18 protein-coding genes are annotated in these 20,606 nt (G+C 63.9%); 8 read left to right on the forward strand and 10 right to left on the reverse strand.

Translation table 11 applies throughout. The annotated features are described in order from the left end of the window. Nucleotides 1-75 precede the first annotated feature (75 nt). Together OGL93_RS02835 and OGL93_RS02840 are read right to left on the reverse strand one after the other, a co-directional pair. The gene (locus tag OGL93_RS02835) at nt 76-852 is read right to left on the reverse strand and encodes a VacJ family lipoprotein (protein ID WP_263260852.1); all 777 of its coding nucleotides are present in this window, start codon (nt 850-852) and stop codon (nt 76-78) included. Further along, nucleotides 845-2,143 (reverse strand): serine/threonine protein kinase, encoded by a 1,299-nt coding sequence (locus tag OGL93_RS02840; protein WP_263260853.1) that lies wholly within the window; start codon nt 2,141-2,143, stop codon nt 845-847. Before OGL93_RS02840 ends, OGL93_RS02835 begins: the two co-directional genes overlap by 8 nt. A 209-nt stretch (nt 2,144-2,352) precedes the next feature. Between OGL93_RS02840 and OGL93_RS02845 the strand changes: the two genes are divergently transcribed. Continuing rightward, on the forward strand, nt 2,353-2,754 hold the full coding sequence (locus OGL93_RS02845; RefSeq protein WP_263260854.1) for a hypothetical protein: 402 nt from the start codon (nt 2,353-2,355) through the stop codon (nt 2,752-2,754). Nucleotides 2,755-2,766: 12 nt separating this feature from the next. On the opposite strand, the gene OGL93_RS02850 is transcribed toward OGL93_RS02845, so the two are convergent. After that, a complete protein-coding gene (locus tag OGL93_RS02850; RefSeq protein WP_263260855.1) occupies nt 2,767-4,338 on the reverse strand; it encodes a beta (1-6) glucans synthase in 1,572 nt (523 codons plus the stop codon). Nucleotides 4,339-4,635: 297 nt separating this feature from the next. Here OGL93_RS02850 and OGL93_RS02855 point away from each other — a divergent pair, with 297 nt between their 5' ends. The 3 genes from OGL93_RS02855 (at nt 4,636) to OGL93_RS02865 (ending at nt 7,620) form a co-directional block, all read left to right on the forward strand. Then, nucleotides 4,636-5,484 (forward strand): glycine betaine ABC transporter substrate-binding protein, encoded by an 849-nt coding sequence (locus OGL93_RS02855; RefSeq protein WP_263260856.1) that lies wholly within the window; start codon nt 4,636-4,638, stop codon nt 5,482-5,484. Nucleotides 5,485-5,653: 169 nt separating this feature from the next. Then, entirely contained in the window at nt 5,654-5,965 is a 312-nt protein-coding gene (locus OGL93_RS02860; protein WP_263260857.1) for a DUF485 domain-containing protein, read from the forward strand. After that, a complete protein-coding gene (locus OGL93_RS02865) occupies nt 5,962-7,620 on the forward strand; it encodes a cation acetate symporter (RefSeq protein WP_263260858.1) in 1,659 nt (552 codons plus the stop codon). Before OGL93_RS02860 ends, OGL93_RS02865 begins: the two co-directional genes overlap by 4 nt. A 169-nt stretch (nt 7,621-7,789) precedes the next feature. Here the strand turns inward: OGL93_RS02865 and OGL93_RS02870 are convergent, their stop codons facing one another. Beyond that, nucleotides 7,790-7,942 (reverse strand): DUF3309 family protein, encoded by a 153-nt coding sequence (locus OGL93_RS02870; protein ID WP_225772438.1) that lies wholly within the window; start codon nt 7,940-7,942, stop codon nt 7,790-7,792. A gap of 208 nt (nt 7,943-8,150) precedes the next feature. On the opposite strand from OGL93_RS02870, the gene OGL93_RS02875 reads away from it, so the two are divergent. The 3 genes from OGL93_RS02875 to csrA all read left to right on the forward strand — a co-directional run bounded on the left by OGL93_RS02875 (nt 8,151) and on the right by csrA (nt 9,733). Beyond that, nucleotides 8,151-8,957 carry an SDR family oxidoreductase gene (locus OGL93_RS02875; RefSeq protein WP_263260859.1) on the forward strand — a complete coding sequence of 269 codons (807 nt, stop codon included), beginning with the start codon at nt 8,151-8,153 and terminating at the stop codon, nt 8,955-8,957. A 37-nt stretch (nt 8,958-8,994) separates the two neighbouring features. Beyond that, a complete protein-coding gene (locus tag OGL93_RS02880; protein ID WP_263260860.1) occupies nt 8,995-9,324 on the forward strand; it encodes a YnfA family protein in 330 nt (109 codons plus the stop codon). Nucleotides 9,325-9,538: 214 nt separating this feature from the next. Beyond that, the gene (gene csrA, locus OGL93_RS02885) at nt 9,539-9,733 is read left to right on the forward strand and encodes a carbon storage regulator CsrA (RefSeq protein ID WP_263260861.1); all 195 of its coding nucleotides are present in this window, start codon (nt 9,539-9,541) and stop codon (nt 9,731-9,733) included. A 4-nt stretch (nt 9,734-9,737) separates the two neighbouring features. Here csrA and OGL93_RS02890 read toward each other — a convergent pair whose 3' ends face one another. The 6 genes from OGL93_RS02890 to mnmC form a co-directional block, all read right to left on the reverse strand. Then, nucleotides 9,738-9,968 (reverse strand): YheU family protein, encoded by a 231-nt coding sequence (locus OGL93_RS02890; protein ID WP_263260862.1) that lies wholly within the window; start codon nt 9,966-9,968, stop codon nt 9,738-9,740. Nucleotides 9,969-10,031: 63 nt separating this feature from the next. Continuing rightward, nucleotides 10,032-11,207: an osmoprotectant NAGGN system M42 family peptidase gene (locus tag OGL93_RS02895; RefSeq protein ID WP_263260863.1), complete on the reverse strand. Its 1,176-nt coding sequence runs from the start codon at nt 11,205-11,207 to the stop codon at nt 10,032-10,034. Nucleotides 11,208-11,297: 90 nt separating this feature from the next. Then, nucleotides 11,298-13,043: an N-acetylglutaminylglutamine synthetase gene (gene ngg / locus OGL93_RS02900; protein ID WP_263260864.1), complete on the reverse strand. Its 1,746-nt coding sequence runs from the start codon at nt 13,041-13,043 to the stop codon at nt 11,298-11,300. 3 nt (nt 13,044-13,046) lie between these two features. Then, complete coding sequence (locus OGL93_RS02905; RefSeq protein WP_263260865.1) at nt 13,047-14,819, reverse strand: N-acetylglutaminylglutamine amidotransferase; 1,773 nt, start codon at nt 14,817-14,819, stop codon at nt 13,047-13,049. A 346-nt stretch (nt 14,820-15,165) separates the two neighbouring features. Continuing rightward, a complete protein-coding gene (locus OGL93_RS02910; protein WP_263260866.1) occupies nt 15,166-16,938 on the reverse strand; it encodes a sensor domain-containing phosphodiesterase in 1,773 nt (590 codons plus the stop codon). Between the two features lie 130 nt (nt 16,939-17,068). Continuing rightward, nucleotides 17,069-19,036: a bifunctional tRNA (5-methylaminomethyl-2-thiouridine)(34)-methyltransferase MnmD/FAD-dependent 5-carboxymethylaminomethyl-2-thiouridine(34) oxidoreductase MnmC gene (gene mnmC / locus OGL93_RS02915; RefSeq protein ID WP_263260867.1), complete on the reverse strand. Its 1,968-nt coding sequence runs from the start codon at nt 19,034-19,036 to the stop codon at nt 17,069-17,071. An 86-nt stretch (nt 19,037-19,122) separates the two neighbouring features. Between mnmC and pap the strand changes: the two genes are divergently transcribed. Further along, nucleotides 19,123-20,604, forward strand: coding sequence for a polyphosphate:AMP phosphotransferase (gene pap, locus OGL93_RS02920; RefSeq protein ID WP_263260868.1), 1,482 nt, complete (start codon nt 19,123-19,125; stop codon nt 20,602-20,604). Nucleotides 20,605-20,606 lie beyond the last annotated feature (2 nt).

Here is a 20,606-nt window from a genome sequence, read left to right on the forward strand (position 1 = left end):
CCGCGAACTGGTGGTCACCCCGGCCTTGCCCGGCCCCACAGGGGCGTTCCAGGAAGGCGCCGGGGCTTGAGGAGATCACTCGCTGATCTGCAGCTTGCGCGCCTCGGTATACACGTAGCGCACTTTCTCGTATTCGAACGGCGAGTTCAGCTGCCCATAGCGGAAGCTGTTGGTGTAGCGCCGGTCGATAGCGCGCAAGAGCAGGATCTCTGGATGCCGGCTGCTTTCGTCGCTCACGTTGAGGAAGTTGATCTGCGATTCGGCGGCGAAGTCAGTGAGCAAACCGGTGGTATCACGCAGGTTGGACGGGCCCAAGATCGGCAGCACTACGTAAGGGCCTTCCGGCACGCCGTAATAACCCAGGGTCTGGCCGAAGTCCTCGTTCTGCCGTGGCAGGCCGAAGTGGGTGGCGGGGTCCCAGAGCCCGGCGATACCCAAGGTGGTGTTGACCAGCAGCCGCCCGCTGATGTCCAGCGAACGCTTGCCCTTGAGCTGTAGCAAGGCGTTGAGCAGGTTGCTGACGTCGCCCAGGTTGTTGAAGAAGTTGCTCACCCCGGTGCGCAGGAAGCTTGGGGTCACATAGCGGTAACCACGCACCACCGGCAGGAACACCCACTCATCGAAACGGTAGTTGAAGTGGTACACGCGGCGGTTCCACGACTCCAGCGGGTCGTAGACATTCAGCGCGCTCAACGTAGAGCGCTCGAACTCCCGTTGATCCAGCCCCGGGTTGAACTTGAGCTGCTTGAGCGGCTCCTTGAAACCATCCGGATCTGTGGCGGCACGGCCGTCGTCGGCCTGGGCGGCGCCTGCGCACAGCAGCGCGGCAATGAGCAGGACTTGTTTAACCACGGAAGAACTCCAGAATAGCGTCGCTGTTGACGCGGTAGTTGAGGTTGCCGCAATGCCCGCCATACGGGTAAAGGGTCAGCCGGTCCCCAAAGGTTTTACGCAAGAAGCCGATGTCGCCAGGGCCGAGGATCACGTCGTCGGCGTTATGCATCACCGCGATCTTGCTGCTGCTTTGCAAGTAGTCCTTGAGTGCATACAGGCTGACCTGGTCGATCAGTTGCAGCACGCTGCCGCCATCGGTGCGGGCGCGCCACATCGGGATCACCTGCTCGGTCATGTAGCAGTCGAAGTCACACTGCATCGCCCGGCGCATGAAGTCGGTCAGGCTGGTGCCCTCACGGATCGGATATTTGGGCGGGATGATCAGGCCGCGGCGGTTGATCAAGTCTGAGGTGAAAGCTATATCCGCCGCCGAGAAGCGGAACGACACCCCGATGAGCATGGCCATCTGCTCGTTGGAAAGATGCTGCTTGGATTGCTGGAAGTCATACAGCAGGGCTTCGTTGAGGTCGATGTAACCCTTCTGCTGGAAGTAACGGGTGAGCTTCTTGAGCACCAGTTCATAGAAGGTGGTGCTGTTGTTGATGCCCTTTACTTCGGTCTGGGTGAGCTTGTCCAGGTTGTTGATGGACGTATACAGGTTCACCGGCGGGTTGAGCAGCAGCACCTTCTTGAAGTTGAAACTGCGGCGGGTTTCGTCGAGCTTGCTGACGAAGGCTGCGTCCAAGCCACCGAGGCTATAACCGCTGAGGTAGTACTCGGTCACCGGCAACTTGGGGTGCTGCGCGCGCACGCCTTGCATCACCCGGTAGAGGTCTTCGGCGTCTTCGGTGCTGATGCCCGGCGTAGCGAAGCGCGAGGCCCCGCTCATGAAGTCGTAGCTGGTCGGCGACGACAACTGCACCACGTGGTAGCCCTCTTGGTAGAAGAGCTTTTTCAGGTATTCGTTCAGGGTGCTGTTATAGGCCGCGCCGGTGCCCGCGATCAGGAAGATCAGCGGCGCCGCGTGATCCTGCTCCGCCAGGCGATAACGCAGCTTTTTCACCGGCCAGAAGTTGTCTGGCAGGCTGAACTCACGTTCCGGGCGGATGTTCAAGGTGTAGTCGGCCTGGTCGATGTCGTCGTCGAGCGGCAGTTTGGGGCGCAGGTCTGGCGGCGTGGAAGCGATGGTCGCTTCGAACGGGTTGGTCAGCGGAAAACCGTAGCTGGCCGGGTCGATATCCTTGGCCAGCGAGAACGCGCTCATAACGAGGCCGCCCAATAGGGCAGCGAGGCGCAAAGATCGAAGCATGTGATGTTTCCTGACGACGAGATGCTGACTAGACAACCGCCGTGATAGCAAGTTGCCAACCCCTTGGAATGTTTTTGCCACGCAGCCGAACGCAGCGGGTGGAGCGAGACGATACACCGATTTCATCCCTGACATGTAGAGTATCGCGGCGCTTTTGTGCGGGCCGTCGCGGGCTCATCATCGCGGTTCCGTGAACCAGGGTAAAGCCTATGAAGCAACGTAATTATCGGGTCGGCGCATTGCTGGCACTCGCCGCCTGGGTGGCCATGGCCTATGCCGTGCGCTATGGGCTGATGGAGCATACGGCCTGGGTTGGCGCCTGCGCCGAGGCGCCCGAGCGCTTGCCGTGCCAAGTGCGAGCCGGGCTAGGGCTGATGATTCACTGGGCGGTGCTGCCCTGCGCCGGCCTGGCCCTGGCGGCGCTGGGCTGGGTGTTGAGCGCCCGGCGCGGGCGGATCGCTGCGGCTTGGGGCCTGGTGCTGGCGGTGCCGGGGCTGGTGCTGTACACCACGTCGCTGGCGGCGGTGGCGGTGATGCTCGCCGGGTTGCGGTTGGCACGAACGGCAACGCCCTCCTGTGGGCTTGGGCAGAGCCCGAGGACCAGCCCTTAGGTGCCTAGCGTTTTAGCGGCCCTGGATGGATGCTCCCGCTGGCATGCGCCCGGGCTTATACAGCCCGTACGCCATGGCACCACTCAACACCGCCCACGCCCAGGCGTAGGGGTTCTGCCAACCCTCGCGCAGCAGTTGCAGGGGAACTCCCGCCGCGCACACCGCGGCGAGCAGCCGGGCACTGGGCCGGGGCAGTTGAACTGGGCGCCACACCAGGCACAACACGGGTATCAGCAGCCCCGCGGTCGCGAAGTTGCGATAACGCGGGTCAAAGACCATCCACAGCACCTCGACGGCCATGGCGAAGCCGGCGGCCAGTGCCAGTGGCCGGCGGTAACGTCCCAGCATGCCCAGTGCGCGTTGCCGCCAGCCAGCAAGCGAGCCCAGTTGCAGCACAGCATCGGCCAGCATTGCCAAGCTCAGCGCCCCTAGGCCCAGTGCCCAGGCCCATTCGCCCAGATAGCGTGCATCCACCGACGTCTGGCGGGCCCAGCAGGCCAGGCTGGCCGCCGCTGCCGCGCTGATCCAGGGCAGGGCCAGGCCTGCGCGTCTTGACCGCGGCCGGCCGGCCACCGCCAGCAACGCCAGTGTCAACAGCGCCGAGCCTGCAAGCCAGCCGCGCCAGCCCGGCAAGTTGCTGATGGGCCCGAACAACACGCCCTTGTCCTGCCGATCCGCGTCGAACATCCCCCAGTAGCCGCCCACGGCGCCTTCGTTATTACGCTTCCAGGGCTGGTCGATGGCCTCGATCAGGTTGTATTGCCAGCCAAGGCGGTCGGCCAAGTGCACGAAGCCTCGTACGAAGCGCGCCTGGTTCACCGGCCCTGGCTCCGCGGTTTCGCGGCGCCGCCCCTGGCTGGGCCATCCGGTTTCGCCAATCATCACCGGCTTGGGTGCGAAGCGCCGGGCGAAGTCGTCGTGGATGGCCTGCACATGGGCGAGCGCCGTGCCCACGCCGTAAGGGACGTCCTCCCAGTACGGCAACAGGTGCACAGTGATGAAGTCCACCTCCGGCGCCACTTGCGGATAGAGCGTCCAGTATTCCCACACATCGGCGTAAGTCACCGGCTGGTGCACTCGCGCTTTCACCTGCCGCACCAGCGCAGCCATGCGCTCACCGGTCGCCTCCTTGCGCAGCAACACTTCGTTGCCGACGATCACAGCCTGCACCACATCCGGATAGGCATTGGCGGCGGCTACCAGCGCGTCGAGCTCTTTCTGGGTGTCGGCTGGGTCGCTGTTGACCCAGGCGCCGAGCATCAGCTTCAGGCCGTGGGCGCGGGCCAGCTCAGGCAAGGTTTCGAGCCCAGTCATCGAGTACGTACGTAGGCAGCTGAAGCGGGTGCTCAGCACTGCCAGGTCGCTGTCCAGCTGGCTCTGGCGGATCGCCAAGGGCTGGTCGAACGGTGACTGGTCCTTGCCGAACGGGGAGTAAGACGCGCATTGCAGGCGCTGCCCGGGCAACGTCGCATCCGGCAGCGCTACGGGCCGGCCCTGGAAGTACCAGAAACCGAGCAGCGCGCACAGGGCAAGGAAGGTAGACATGCCCCAGAGAGGGCTGAGGCGGGGGGTAGTCGAACGCATGAACGGGCCAAGCGGCGAAAAGTGTGCCGATCTTACCTTGTTCGTGCGTTTTCGAAAGGTTGCCGTTGAACATGCAAGGAACGGGCGAGCGGCCCTTTGATGGCTAAGTGGTGTCGCGGATCACCCGCTACAGGTCGCACACAGAACCGGCAGCCGGGACGTACAAGCCGATGATCAGCCAGTCGGCTAGCCGCCGACAAACAGTGTGCGGCGAAGGCGCGCAAGCACGCATCGCCGTGCACCACGCCAACACATGCAAGCCCGGTACACCGGGCATAGCCTTGATGGGGAGCGAACATGAAAGCGCGAACATTATGGGGAGCGGGGGCCGCACTGGTGCTGGCCATGGGGTCTGGCCTGGCCAGCGCCAAGGCCGAACTGAGCATCGGCTACGTGGACGGTTGGTCGGACAGCGTGGCGACCACTTTCGTGGCAGCGGAGGTGATCAAGCAAAAGCTTGGCTATGACGTAAAACTGATGCCTGTGGCCACCGGCATCATGTGGCAGGGCGTGGCCACCGGGAAACTGGACCTGATGCTTTCGGCCTGGTTGCCGGTGACCCACGGCGAGTACTGGGAAAAGAACAAAGACAAGGTCGTGGACTACGGGCCGAATTTCAACGACGCGAAAATCGGGCTGATCGTGCCCGATTACGTCAAGGCGAAAAGCGTGGCAGACCTGAAAACCGACGACAGCTTCGGCAAGAAGATCGTCGGCATCGACGCAGGCTCCGGGGTGATGCTCAAGACTGACCAGGCCATCAAGGATTACGCTCTCGACGGCTATAAATTGCAGGCCAGCTCTGGCGCTGCCATGACCGCTGAACTGGGCCGTGCCTACGACAAGCAGCAATCCATCGCTGTGACCGGGTGGGTACCGCACTGGATGTTCGCCAAGTGGAAGCTGCGCTTCTTGGATGACCCCAAAGGCGTCTACGGTGCCGCCGAGCACGTCGACAGTGTTGGCAGCAAGGGCTTGGAAGCTAAGGCGCCGGAGGTCGTGGCCTTCCTGAAGAAATTCACCTGGACCGATGCCAACGAGATTGGCGAGGTCATGCTGGCTATCCAGGACGGCGGCAAGCCTGAAGCCGTGGCCAAGGCCTGGATCGCCAAGCATCCGGACAGGGTCAAGGAGTGGACGCAGTAGGAGCGTGCGAAGCCCGTGAACCGGCCGGCGTAGGTCCTTGCCGGCCTCGTTCGCGGGCTAGCGGCAGCTGCTGCGCCGCGTACCTTAGACTAAGGTCGTCTATTGTTCTCTTCAGCTGGGCCTACAGTGGATAAGGTTCCACTAAAACCGTGCTGCGGAGACAAAAACAATGAACGACAGCATCTATCTGGCAATACAGAACAACCCCCGCTTCAAGGAGCTGGTGGCCAAACGCGAGCGTTTCGCCTGGATTCTTTCGGCGATCATGCTCGGCCTCTACTCAGCGTTTATCCTGCTGATCGCGTACGCCCCGCAAGTGTTGGGCACGCGGCTTAGCGAAGGTTCATCCATCACCTGGGGCATCCCGATCGGGGTGGGGCTGATCGTTTCGGCGTTCGTGCTCACGGCTATTTATGTGCAGCGCGCCAATGGGGAATTCGACGCTATGAACCAGGCCCTGCTCAAGGAGGTGCAGCTATGAGCCGCGGCCTCTTTGCAGCACTGGCCAGCATCGCCCTGGCGCCCTCGGCGATGGCAGCAGACGCCATCTCCGGCGCAGTCCAGAAACAACCCCTGAACGTGGCCGCCATCGTCATGTTCGTGGTCTTCGTGGGCGCCACCCTGTGCATCACCTATTGGGCGTCCAAGCGTAACCGCTCGGCGTCGGACTACTACGCCGCCGGTGGGCGCATCACCGGTTTCCAGAATGGCCTGGCGATTGCCGGGGACTACATGTCGGCGGCGTCTTTTCTGGGTATTTCCGCGCTGGTGTTCGGCTCCGGCTACGACGGGCTGATCTACTCCATCGGCTTCCTGGTGGGCTGGCCGATCATCCTGTTCCTGATCGCCGAGCGCTTGCGCAACTTGGGCAAGTACACCTTCGCCGACGTCGCTTCCTACCGGCTCAAGCAGAAGGAAATCCGCACCCTGTCGGCGTGCGGGTCCCTGGTGGTGGTGGCCTTCTACCTGATCGCGCAGATGGTTGGCGCCGGCAAGCTGATTCAGCTGCTGTTCGGCCTGGACTACGCAGTAGCCGTGGTGTTAGTGGGTATTCTGATGTGCCTGTACGTGCTGTTCGGCGGCATGCTCGCCACTACCTGGGTGCAGATCATCAAGGCGGTGCTGTTACTGTCTGGCGCAAGCTTCATGGCGCTGATGGTGATGAAGCACGTGAACTTCGATTTCAACACCCTGTTCTCCGAAGCGATCAAGGTGCACCCGAAGGGCGCGGCGATCATGAGCCCCGGTGGCTTGGTGAAGGACCCGATCTCGGCCTTCTCCCTGGGCCTGGCGCTGATGTTCGGCACCGCTGGCCTGCCACACATCCTGATGCGCTTCTTCACCGTGGGCGATGCCAAGGAAGCGCGCAAAAGCGTGCTCTACGCCACCGGTTTCATTGGGTACTTCTACATCCTCACGTTCATCATCGGTTTTGGCGCGATTTTGCTGGTGAGCACCAACCCGGACTTCAAGGACGCCACCGGTGCGTTGCTGGGCGGTAACAACATGGCGGCGGTGCACTTGGCCAATGCCGTGGGCGGTAGCGTGTTCCTCGGGTTCATCTCCGCGGTCGCCTTCGCCACCATCCTCGCGGTCGTGGCCGGGCTCACCCTGGCCGGGGCCTCGGCGGTATCCCACGACCTGTATGCGTCGGTGCTGAAGAAAGGCCACGCCAACGAGAAAGATGAAATTCGCGTGTCGAAGATCACCACCATCGCCCTCGGCGTCCTGGCGATCGGCCTGGGCATTCTGTTCGAGAAGCAGAACATCGCGTTCATGGTCGGCCTGGCATTCTCGATCGCGGCCAGCTGTAACTTCCCGGTGCTGCTGCTTTCCATGTACTGGAAAAAGCTCACTACCCGCGGCGCGATGATCGGGGGTTGGCTTGGGTTGCTCACGGCGGTAGCGCTGATGATCCTCGGCCCGACCATCTGGGTGCAGATCCTCGGCCATCCGACTCCGATCTACCCCTACGAATACCCGGCGCTGTTCTCCATCACGGTGGCGTTCGTGGGCATCTGGTTCTTCTCGATCACCGACAAGTCTGCTGCCGCCGACCAGGAACGCGCGCTGTTCTTCCCGCAGTTCGTGCGGTCGCAAACCGGCCTGGGTGCCAGTGGCGCGGTGTCTCATTGAGTTTGGAGCTTAGGCTATCCCCGTAGCAGCCGAGCGTGCGTGCGACGGGCCTTAAACCGTTGTTACGGCTGGTCGCGAGCGCCCCCGACTGCTACAAGCGCCAAAAAACAAAACCCCGAGGGTGGAAGGTCCACCGCTCGGGGTTTTGCATTACAGGCTGTCAGGCCAACTATATCTTCCCGAGCAACACCAGAATCAACAGGATGACCAAGACGGTACCGATGATGCCGGATGGCCCGTAACCCCAGCTGCGTGAGTGGGGGAAGACGGGTAAACCACCGATCAGCAGCAGAATCAGGATGATGATAAGTATGGTGCCCATGGCGGATTCCTTTTTTTAAGATCCTGTGCGGCAACGGGCCGCGGGTTTTGCGGGCGAGGGTGCCGTCCGCTTGTTCATACGACTCCTGGTGTACGCAAAAAGTTTGAAATACCGTGAAGCCGGTCCCGGCATTCAGCGCGCTGATGATCGTTATCCGCAAGGCCACGGCCCACTAGGCTTCGCGAACATCGCCAGCAGGAGACAAAGCATGAGCAACCGCATGATGGTGACCGGGGCCGGTTCCGGCCTGGGTCGGGAGATTGCCCTGCGCTGGGCCCGGGAAGGCTGGCGGCTAGCGTTGTGCGACCTCGACGAAACGCGCCTGCAGGAGACCCTGCGGATGGTCCAGGCGGCGGGCGGCGATGGCTTTATCCGCCGCTGCGATGTGCGCGACTACAGCCAGCTCAGCGCCTTCGCCGAGGCCTGCGAAGCGCAGCTGGGCGGCATAGATGTGCTGGTCAATAACGCTGGGGTCGCCTCTGGCGGCTTCTTCAGCGAGCTGTCACTGGAGGACTGGGACTGGCAGCTGTCGATCAACCTGATGGGGGTGGTCAAAGGCTGCAAGGCGTTCCTGCCGCTGATCCAGCAGAGCCAGGGGCGGATCATCAACGTCGCTTCCATGGCTGCCCTCATGCAAGGGCCGGGCATGAGCAATTACAACGTTGCCAAGGCCGGTGTGGTCGCGCTCTCCGAAAGCCTGCTGGTGGAACTGCGCGGGGTCGGGGTGAAGGTCCATGTACTTTGCCCGTCTTTCTTCCAGACCAACCTGCTGGACTCCTTCCGAGGCCCCACGCCAGAAATGAAAGCTGCGGTAGGCAAGCTGCTGGAAAGCTCGCCGATCAGCGCCAGCGACATCGCCGATTACCTCTACCAGCAGGTCGCTGAAGAGGTGTTCATGATTCTCCCTCACGACGCCGGGCGCCAGGCCTGGGCCGGCAAGTGCCGCAATCCCGAAACGCTCTACGCGGAAATGGCCTACATGGCCGATCGGATGAGGGCCAAGTCAGCGTCCTGACGTATGATCGCCGCCAGACTGGTCACAGGAGCCCACAGTGCTGAATTACCTCTGGTTCGCCTTGGCGGCGCTGTTCGAAATCGCCGGTTGCTATGGGTTCTATCTCTGGCTGCGCCTGGGCAAGGGCCCGCTCTGGGCCGTGGCCGGCCTGCTCAGCCTGACCTGCTTCGCATTGCTGCTCACGCGGGTGGAGGCCGCCTACGCTGGCCGCGCCTACGCCGCCTACGGGGGTATCTACATTGCAGCTTCCCTTGGTTGGCTGGCGCTGGTCGAGCGCAGCCGGCCGCTATGGACCGACTGGCTGGGCGTGTTCATTTGCCTGGCAGGGGCCACCTTGGTGCTGTTTGGGCCACGGTTTTCTTCTTGAGCCAGTTCGCGGGCTTCGTCGACTTCTGCAAGGTAGGTTGGGCTGGCACCAGCCTGCGGGCCGCGGCTGCGCTTTAATTCGCTCAACTTGGTTTCAATCCTTTGTAGGAAAGTGTCCAATTTTTGCCTCGTAGGGGCGAATCCGGTGCCTACGCGTTGAATACACCCGCGTTACAGGGCAGGCTCGGGGTCCCAACCAAGAAAGGACGCGAACCATGCTTGTACTGACCAGAGCGGTGGGTGAGGAAATCATCATCGGCGATGACATCCGCCTCAAGATTCTCTCGGTAAGCGGCAATCAGGTGAGATTGGGTATTGCCGCCCCCCGCCGGGTGGAGGTGCATCGGGCGGAGATCTATAAACGCCTGCAAATCGAGCGCAGCGAGCGCATCGCTGCGTCCGGCCGCTAAGCGCTTAGCCTTCGAGCAATTCTCGTGGCACATCATGCCGAGCCAGCAGTTGGCACTGTTGGCTATCGGCATCGAACAGGATAAACGCCTGGCCTTTGGCCAGGGCCTGACGCACCCGCAGTACCCTGGTTTGCAGCGGGGTCTCGTCACCGTTGTCGGTGCCGTCGCGGGTGACGAAGTCCTCGATCAGCCGGTTAAGGGTGTCGGGCGCGAGTTGGTCATAAGGGATAAGCAAGGGTGAACCCCAGGTAAGAGACAGCGCCTAGCTTACCCCAGGCAACACCCTCGCTTGAACGGCTCACTTGCCAATTACCTCATCTACGGCCGGCACCCGGGTATCGCTCTCCATATGCGCTTCGTGCTCGATCTGCTTGCTGAAGTTGGCAAGCGAGGCGTTGGCCGGGTCGGCATCGCTGGCGAACACCGGCGGGCTGAGCATATACGCCGCGAGCAAGCGGCTGAGCGCGGCGAGGCTGTCGATATGGGTCCGTTCGTAGCCATGAGTGGCGTCGCAGCCGAACGCCAGTAATGCGGCGCGGATGTCATGGCCGGCGGTCACCGCCGAATGCGCGTCGCTGTAGTAATAACGGAACAGGTCCCGGCGTACCGGCAGGGCGTGGTCCTGCGCCAGCCGCAGCAGGTGACGCGAAAGATGGTAGTCATAGGGCCCGCTGGAATCCTGCATGGCCACGCTTACCGCGTGTTCGCTCGAGTGCTGCCCTGGAGCGACCGGGGCAATGTCCACCCCCACAAACTCACTCACGTCCCACGGCAATGCGCCGGCGGCGCCGGAGCCGGTTTCTTCGGTGATGGTGAACAGCGGGTGGCAGTCGATCAGCGGTTCCACGCCGCTGTCGACGATGGCTTTGAGCGCAGTGAGCACTGCCGCGACGCCCGCTTTGTCGTCCAGGTGGCGGGCGCTGATATGGCCGCTGTCCGTGAACTCAGGCAGGGGGTCGAAGGCCACGAAGTCACCGATATTCACCCCCAGCGCTTCGGCGTCGGCACGGGTGGCGGAGTAAGCGTCAAGGCGCAGCTCCACGTGGTCCCACGTGATGGGCATCTGGTCCACGGCGGTGTTGAACGCGTGCCCAGAGGCCATCAGCGGCAGTACGCTGCCGCGCACGATGCCGGTGTCGGTGAATACGCTCACCCGGCTGCCTTCAGCGAACCGGCTCGACCAGCACCCCACCGGCGCCAACCCAAGGCGGCCGTTGTCCTGGATGGTCCGCACGATCGCACCGATGGTATCGAGGTGGGATGAAACGGCCCGGTCGGGGGAGCTGCGTTTACCCTTCAAGGTCGCCCTGAGGGTGCCGCGGCGGGTGAGTTCGTACGGAATGCCCAGGCCTTCTAGGCACTCGGCAACATAGCGCACGATGGTGTCGGTAAAACCGGTGGGGCTGGGAATGGCAAGCATTTCCAGCAGCACCTTGCGCAGATAGTTCATATCCGGCTCGGGGATGTTGGACATCAATTCTCTCCTCGGGGATACGCAGAGGGCGCGGCAACCGCGCTTAGGCGCCGGCCGCCGGGGGAGCCCCCAAGCGGCCGGCGTGCGGGATCAGCGCGCAGGCTGTATATGTGGGAACAGCAAATCGATGAAGCGTTCCGCGGTCGGCCGTGGCTCATGATTGGCTAGGCCCACGCGTTCGTTAGCCTCGATGAACACGTACTCGGGTTGGTCCGCCGCGGGCACTAGCAAGTCCAGCCCTACCACCGGAATGTCCAGCGCCCGCGCGGCCTGGATGGCCGCCTCGCGCAGGGTGGGGTGGAGAATGTCGGTGACGTCCTCCAGGTGCCCGCCAGTGTGCAGGTTGGCGGTCTTGCGCACTGCTAGCGTCTCGCCGTCCGGCAGGATGCTGCTGTACTCGTAGCCCGCTGCCTGCACCGTGCGTTCCGTTTCCCGATCCAGCGGAATGCGGCTCTCGCCCCCCGTGGCCGCCTGGCGCCGACGGCTCTGTGCCTCGATCAACTGGTGAACGCTGTGTTGGCCATCGCCGACGACCTGCGCCGGGCGGCGGATGGCCGCGGCCACCACTTCAAAGCCGATGACCACGATGCGCAGGTCCGCGCCCTCATGGAAGCTTTCCAGCAGCACCTGGCTGTCATACTGGTGCGCCACCTCGATGGCAGCCTGCACCTCGTCGAGGGTGCGCAGGTCCACGGCCACCCCCAGGCCCTGCTCGCCGTCCAGCGGCTTGACCACGATCCGGCCATGTTCCTCGAGAAAGCCTTCGTTATCGTCGGCACTGGCCGCCAGTTGCTGGGCGGGCAGCGACAAACCTGCGGCGGCAAGCGTTTTGTGGGTCAGGCTTTTGTCCTGGCAAAGCATCACGCTGATCGAGCTGGTGAGGTCGCACAGCGATTCACGACAACGGATCTTGCGCCCGCCATGGCTTAGCGTGAACAGGCCGTGTTCGGCGTCGTCCACCTGCACGTCGATGCCGCGGCGGAAGGCCTCATCGACGATGATGCGGGCATAGGGGTTCAAGTCCGCGGCCGGGCCTGGGCCCAGGAACAGCTTCTGGTTGATGCTGTTCTTGCACTTGACCGCGAAGGTCGGCAGCGTGCGGAAGCCGAGCTTGGCGTAGAGGTTCTTGGCCAGGCGGTTGTCGTGCATCACCGACAGGTCGAGGAAGGCCAGCCCGCGGCTCATGAAGTGTTCCACCAAGTGGCGTACCAGCACTTCGCCAACACCCGGCCGGGTACAGCGCGGGTCGACCGCCAGGCACCACAGGCTGCTGCCGCCTTCAGGGTCCTGGAAGGCAGTGCGATGGTTGAGCCCCATCACGCTGCCGATGACCGCGCCATCGTTCTCGTCCTCAGCCAGCCAATACACCGGGCCGCCCTGGTGCCTTGGGGTGAGCAGCGCCGGATCCAGCGGCAGCATGCGCCGCTTGCGGTACAACTGGTTGATCGACTCCCAGTCCTGCGGCGTGCAGGCGCGGCGCACGCGGAAGCCGCGAAATACCCGTTGGGCCGGGCGGTAGTCGCTGAACCACAGGCGGAGGGTATCGGACGGGTCCAGGAACAGTTGCTGCGGCGCCTGCGCCAGCACTTGCTGGGGCGCTGCCACGTAGAGTGCGATGTCCCGCTCGCCTGGTCGTTCCTTGAGCAGCTCGTCCGCCAGCTCCTGCGGTGAAGGCCAGGTGTGACCCATCAACAGCCGGCCCCAACCGCAGTGCAATGGGCGCGGTGTGCCGGCCAGCGGCAGGCCGTCTTCGGCGCACATCGCTTGCAGGCGTTCATAGGAAGGTGGTTGGCCGCGTTGCAGGCGTTGGCTTACAGATTGCGCATGGGCTTTCATCGGTTAGATTCCCTGCTCGCTGAGCCACAGGTTCAAGGCCGCCAGCTGCCACAGCTTCGAGCCATGCAGGGGGGTGAGTTGCCCCTGCGGGTCGGTCAGCAAGGCGTCCACGCGGGTTGGGTTGAACAGGCCGCGGTCCTGGCTGGAGTCCAGCAGCAGGTCGCGCACCCAGCCCAAGGTGGCGCCTTCGAGGTGCTTGAGCCCTGGCACTGGGAAATACCCCTTCTTACGGTCGATCACCTCGCTGGGGATCACCCGCCGCGCCGCTTCCTTGAGCACCTGCTTGCCGCCGTCGGGCAGCTTGAAGCGGCCAGGAATGCGCGCCGAAAGCTCCACCAGGCGGTAGTCAAGGAAGGGCGTACGCGCTTCCAGGCCCCAGGCCATGGTCATGTTGTCTACCCGTTTTACCGGGTCCTCTACCAGCATCACCGTGCTGTCCAGGCGCAGCGCCTTGTCTACCGCAGCGTCGGCGCCCGGCATGGCGAAGTGTTCGCGTACGAAGTCGCCCGCGGCATCGTGGTCCAGGCGCCAGCGCGGCTGCACGGTGTCGGCGTATTCGGCATAGTCGCGGTCGAAGAAGGCCTTGCGGTAGGCGGTAAAGGCATCGCTAGCGCCATCGACCTGCGGGTACCAGTGATAGCCAGCAAACAGCTCATCCGCACCCTGTCCGCTCTGCACGACCTTGCAGTGCTTGGCCACTTCACGCGAGAGCAGGTAGAAGGCGATGCAGTCGTGGCTGACCATCGGCTCGCTCATGGCGCGGAACGCCGCGGGCAGTTGCTCGATGATCTCCTTCTCGGCAATACGCAACTGGTGGTGGCGGGTCCCGTAGTGACGGGCGATCAGGTCCGAATACTGGAATTCATCGCCGCGCTCGCCGCCGGCGTCTTCGAAACCGATGGAGAAGGTGGACAGGTCCTCCACGCCGGCCTCACGCAGCAGCCCCACCAGCATGCTCGAATCCACCCCGCCGGAGAGCAGCACGCCTACGTCTACCGCCGCCCGTTGGCGAATGGCTACGGCTTCGCGGGTAGCCTCCAGCACGCGGTCCACCCAGCCTTCCAGGTCGAGCGAACGCTCTTCGGCCGAAGGGCCGTAGGGCAGCGCCCACCAGGTTTTTTCCTCGCTGCGGCCGTCCGCGTCGATGCGCAGCCAGGTGGCCGGGGCCAGCTTCTGCACATTGGCCAGCACGGTACGCGGCGCGGGCACCACGGCATGGAAGTTCAGGTAATGGTTGAGGCCGATGGGGTCGAGCATCGGGTCGATGTCGCCGCCCTTGAGCAGCGCTGGCAGGGTCGAGGCGAAGCGCAGCCGGCTGCCGTTGCGCGACAGGTACAGGGGCTTGACCCCAAGCCGGTCTCGCGCGAGGAACAGCCGTTGGGTGTCGCGCTCCCACACGGCGAAGGCGAACATGCCGTTGAGTTTGGGCAGCAACGCTTCACGCCAGGCGTGATAGCCCTTGAGCAGCACTTCGGTGTCGCCGTCCGAATAGAAGCTGTAGCCGAGGCCTTCGAGCTCCTTGCGCAGTTCCGGGTAGTTATAGATCGCGCCGTTGAACGCCAGCGCCAGCCCCAACTGGCCGTCCACCATCGGCTGCGCCGAGCAATCGGACAGGTCCATGATTTTCAGCCGGCGATGGCCGAGCGCCACTGGGCCCTGGCTGTGGAAGCCCCAGGCATCGGGGCCCCGAGGGGCGAGGTGATGGGTGATGCGCTCGATTGCGCCCAGGTCGGCGGGTTGCTGATCGAAACGGAGCTCTCCTGCGATTCCACACATGTAGCTAAACCTTTGGCTGTCAGCGTTTAGCGCTACTGGAGGCCAGGGGCCCAGTGGGGGCCGCCTGCGGGGAGGTGGTGCGAAAGTCGCCTGGTGACACGTCCGACCAGGCCGCGAAAACACTCGGCCAGTAGCGCAGGGCCCTGCACAGAGCGCGCGTTAGAGCGGCGCGTTGACAGGGGCTTGGCTTTTTGGAGGGCAGGGAGGGGCGGATCGTTCCCGGCCGATCGGGTTGAGGCGGATTTCCTGAAGGCTATCGAAGCCTTGTCTCACCGGCAGAAACCGACAAGCTGGCGGAATGACCCTGGCCGGTTCTCCGCGTTGCGCGGACCTATAGCGTTATGAGCTATGCCGTTTCCCTCGCCGCGCGCCAGCTCTCAAGGGCGTGCAACTCCATCGGGCGCGCGAGGAAAAAGCCTTGTACTTCATGACACCCGGCACGCCGCAGCACTTCGAGGGTGTCGGCGCATTCGATACCCTCGGCGACGATCCGGTAACCCAAGCGCAGGCCGAGGCCGATCAGGGTTTCCACCAGCCGGCGGTCGCGTTCGTCGCTGCTGATATTGCAGATCAGCGAGCGGTCCAGCTTCACTGCGGTAGCGGGCAGTTGGCGCAGGTAGGTCCAGTTGCTGTAGCCGGTGCCGAAGTCATCGATGGCCACATCGATGCCCACCCGGCGCAGCCGCTCGAGCTGCTCGCGCACCAGCTCCGGGCTCTGGCACACCGCGCTTTCGGTGAATTCCAGTTCCAGCAGCTGCGGCGGCAACCCTGTGTCGGCCAGCAGGGTGAGCAAGTTGTCGGTGAACTGCGCGCCGTCCAAGTCCTCGGCCGAGACGTTGACCGAGACCTTCAGCGGCATGCCGGCCCGATACCAGCCTGTCGCCTGGTTCACCGCCTGGCGGATCACCCAGAGGCTCAGCGGTCGAATCATCGACGTACGCTCGGCCAGCGGAATGAATTCCCCTGGGCTCAGCGCGCCAAGGAAAGGGTGCTCCCAGCGCAGCAACGCCTCGGCCGACAGCAACGCGCCGCTGTGGGCATCGAAGCGCGGCTGGTAGGCCAGGCGCAGTTGATCGCCGCTTTGCAGCGCCTCGGCGAGGGCGCTAAGCAGCATGAAGGCGCGCTGTTGCGCACGGCCCAGCCCAGGCTCATACCAGCCCGAGCCCTTGCCCTTGGTGCGGGCGTCGTCGGAGGCGCTGACAACCATGCGCAGCCAGTCCGGGAGGCTAGCTTGGCTATGGGACAGCTCGATGGCACCGATCCCGACCTGGGTCTGGATGGGAATGCCGCCGCAGAACAATGGCTGCTTGAAGCGCTCTAGGATGGCGGCGAACAATGCCTCGCTGGCTGGCCCCCGACCACCGTCCAGAAAGAACCCGAAGCGGGTCTGGCTTATCCGATAGATGTTCGTCTTGGCCGGCAGCAAGGCGGTGAGCTCGGCATGGATGGTGAGCATCAGGTCCTGGGAGAACTGATAGCCCAGGGCCTTGACGATGTCGTTGAGCATCTGCGGCGACACTACGTCGATCGCTACCAGCGAGTGGGCCTGTTCGCCGCGCCGGGTAAGAATGTCTTGTTCGAGCCGGGCACGGTTGAGCATCCCGGTTTGTTGATCCCGGTAATTGAGGTCGCGCAGGCTGAGGATGCGCTGCATCACCAGCGCAGCGAAGCGTTTCAACGCCGAGGCCTGGTGTTCGTTCAGTGGCGGGCGCGGCTGGTTGTCGATGATGCACAGGCTGCCCAGCCCCAGGCCGTCCTCGGTCACCAGCGGCATGCCGGCGTAAAAGCGGATGTACGGCGGGCCGGTGACCAACGGGTTATCCCGAAAGCGCTCGTCCTCCAACGCATCGGGTACCACGAACAGCGCGTCTGACAAAATCGCATACGTGCAGAAGGACATGTCCCGGGGCGTTTCCCGGATGCACAGGCCGCGGCTGGCCTTGAACCATTGGCGCTGCTCTTCAAGGATCGAGATCAGCGCTATGGGGGCGTCGAAGTAAGCCTGCAGCAGCTCGATGATGTCTTCGAACACCGGGTCCCGGGTGCCTTCGAGCAGGCACAGGTCCGCTAGGCGGCGCAGGCGAGCTGCTTCGTTGATAGGCATCGGAACTGATTGCATCGTCGGTTTCTTCCGCAGCGGACGGAGGGAGGGGGCAGTGATATCAATTTGCCCAGCCATGCTACAGCTTATCGGCCGCTTGGTTCGTTTCTGCAATGCCCGCCGGTCGGCGGGCTATCGGCCTGGTGCTTTAGCCGCCAGCGCCGCCCTTGCCCAGGCGGCGTACGGCGAAGCGGTTGGGGTGGCAAGCCTCGGCTACTTGCCGGGCCACGGGCAGAGGTTCATGTTCCAGCCAGGCGGCGATCAACTCGCCAGACAGCGGCGCGGTGATCAACCCTCGGGAACCATGCCCGGTGTTCACCCACAGCCCTGGCAACCAAGGGCAGGGCTCGCTGATAGCGGCCCGGGCATTGCGCCGCAGCCCTTGGTAGGCCTCGGCAAAGAGGCCAGCCTCGGCTACCGGGCCGACGATCGGCAGGTAGTCTGGGCTGGTGCACCGCAAGCCCACACGGCCTTGCAGCGCCTCGGGCGCGGCAGGGGCCAGGCGCTCGGCCAGGTCGGGCGAAATGCCTTGCAGCAGCGCCAGGTTGTGATTGTGCTCAGCCACGCTGGGCTGGTCATCCACGCGCTGAAAGTCAAAGCTGGCACCCAGGGTGTGTTCGCCCTCACGCGCTGGCGCTACGTAACCCTCGGCGCACACCACGGTCGCCAGCGCGGCGCTGGCGGCGGTGGCGGGCAGGCGGGTGATCTGGCCACGAACGGGCTTGAGCGGCAGTGTGGCAGTCTGCTCGAAGGCTCGTACCTGCGCGGCGCAGGCCAGGACCACCACCGGCGCGCTGGCCAGCAGCCGCTCCCCGGCCCAGGCGTGCCACAGTGATCCTTCACGGGCTAGGCGCAGCACGTCATGGTATGGCCGCAGCTGGATGTTAGGGTGGCGGGCAAGCTGCGCGCACAAGGCGGGCGGGTGCACCCACCCGCCTTCGGGGAACCACAGGCCGCCTGCCGGCAAGGGCACACCAGCGTGCTCACTGGCCTCGGCCGCGCTCACCTGGTGCAGCAGGCTGGGGGTAAACGCAGTGGCCAGTGCCTGTTGGCGCGCGGCTTCAGCGGCGCTGGTCGCCAGTTGCAGCACCCCGCAGGCATCCCAGGCACTGCCGCGCTCCAGCCGCTCGAGCAACCGGCGGGTGTACCCAAAGCCGCCAAGGATCAACTGCGACAGGGCGGTGCCATGGGCGGACAACTTCAGGTAAAGCACGCCCTGGGGGTTACCCGAAGCCTCGTTGGCGATCTGCCCGTGGCGCTCGAGCAGCGTTACCTGCCAGCCACGTGCCGCCAGGCTTGCCGCCGTGGCACAGCCCGCCAGGCCCGCGCCTACCACCAGTGCCTGGCGCTCGCCGAGGGCCTTGGGCGGATAGGCGAACCAGGGCTTGCCTGGTAACGCTGGGGCGCCGACGAATTCGCCGCGCATGATCTCCCATTTCTTCCCCAGGCCCGGCAGCCGTTTCATCTTGAAACCCGCCGCGATCAGCCCTCGGCGTACCGTGCCGGCCGCGCTGAACGTGCCCAGGGTCGCACCTTCGGCGGATAGCCGGGCCACTTCGCTGAACAGCTCGGCGGTCCACATCTCAGGGTTTTTCGCCGGTGCGAAACCGTCTAGGAACCAGGCATCGACACGCCCCTGCAACTGCCCGAGCTGGGCCTGGGCATCACCGATCAGCAGCGTCAGGGTTACCCGGCCGCCGTCGAACACCAGGCGCTGCGGGCCGTCATGCATGGCCCGGTAGGCGTTTTGCAGCGCCGTTGCCCAAGGTGCCAGCTCGGGCCATAGCGCCAACGCGCGCTGGAGATCCGCGAGGGCCAGCGGGAATTTCTCCGTGCTGATGAAGTGCAGCCGTGCCCCAGGTATCGCCGAGGCCTCGAACAGCCGCCAGGCGCAAAGAAAGTTCATGCCGGTGCCAAAGCCGGTTTCACCGATCACCAGGCACTCGCCATCGGCAAGGGCGGCGAAGCGCTGCTCCAAGCGGTTCTGCTCGAGGAATACGTAGCGTGTCTCGTCCAGGGCCGCCTGGCTGGAAAAATACACGTCGCCGAAAACGCGCGAGAGCGGCTGGCCGTTTTCGTCCCAATCAAGCTGGGCAGGGGAGATAACGCTAGGCATAGGGCTTGGCTGGGTCTTAGGGGAAACAGGCGCAGTATTCTGCCAGAAGGCGCTGTCCAGATAAGCAGCCAGAAGGAGTTTTGCCTATGTTTGAATCCGCCGAAATCGGCCACGCCGTCGATGACGACGCTTACAAGGCCGCGGTGCCAGCCCTGCGTGAGGCGCTGCTCGAAGCCCAATATGAACTCAAGCAGCAGGGCCGCTTTCCGGTCATTGTGTTGATCAATGGCATTGAAGGCGCCGGCAAAGGCGAGACAGTCAAGCTGTTGAGCGAATGGATGGACCCGCGCTTGATCGAAGTGCGCACCTTCGACGAGCAGACCGACGAAGAGCTGGCCCGGCCGCCGATCTGGCGGTATTGGCGGCAGCTGCCAGCGAAAGGGCGCATGGGCGTGTTCTTCGGCAATTGGTACAGCCAGATGATCCAGGGCCGCGTGCATGGGGACTTCAAGGATGCGGTGCTGGACCAAGCCATCAATCAGGCGGAGCGGCTGGAGCAGATGCTCTGCGACGAAGGCGCACTGATCTTCAAATTCTGGTTTCACCTGTCCAAGAAGCAGATGAAACATCGGCTCAAGTCCCTCAAGGACGATCCCCTGCATAGCTGGCGAATCAGCCCATTGGATTGGCAACAATCCAAGACCTACGACCGTTTCGTGCGCTTCGGCGAACGGGTGTTGCGCCGTAGCAGCCGTGAATACGCGCCTTGGCATGTGATCGAAGGCCAAGACAGCAATTATCGCAGCCTGGCGGTGGGCAATATCCTGCTCGAAGGCCTGCAGGCGCGGCTCAATGCCCCGCAACGGCCGGTCGAGCAGGCGGTGCCGCCCTTGGGCAAGAGCCTGGACCAGCGCACCGTGCTGGACGCTCTGGACCTAAGCCTGTCGCTGGAGAAAGCCGATTATCAGCGCCAGCTCATTGAAGAGCAGGCCCGCCTGGCCACGCTGCTGCGCCACAAGCACATGCGCAGGCATGCCCTGGTCGCGGTGTTCGAAGGTAACGATGCCGCCGGCAAAGGCGGGGCCATCCGGCGAGTGGCCGCGGCGCTGGACCCGCGTCAATACCACATCATCCCAGTGGCGGCGCCGACCGAAGAGGAGCGCGCACAGCCCTACCTGTGGCGCTTTTGGCGGCACATTCCGGCGCGGCGGCAGTTCACCATCTTCGACCGCTCCTGGTACGGGCGCGTTTTGGTGGAGCGCGTGGAGGGCTTCTGCGAGCCGGCGGACTGGCTACGGGCGTATAGCGAGATCAACGATTTCGAGGAACAGCTCACCGAGGCGGGGGTGGTGGTGGTCAAGTTCTGGCTGGCCATCGACGAGCAAACCCAGTTGGAACGTTTCAAGGAGCGTGAGGAAACCCCGTTCAAACGCTACAAGATCACCGAGGATGACTGGCGCAACCGCAAGAAGTGGGGCCAGTACCGCGAGGCGGTTGGCGACATGGTCGACCGTACCAGCACCGAGATCGCGCCTTGGACGCTGATCGAGGCTAATGACAAGCGCTGGGCGCGGGTCAAGGTCCTGCGGACCATCAACGACGCGCTGGAGCGGGCGTTCAAGGAGTAGGC

The sequence above is a fragment of the Pseudomonas sp. RIT-PI-S genome (assembly GCF_025642975.1).
Classification (GTDB): domain Bacteria; phylum Pseudomonadota; class Gammaproteobacteria; order Pseudomonadales; family Pseudomonadaceae; genus Aquipseudomonas.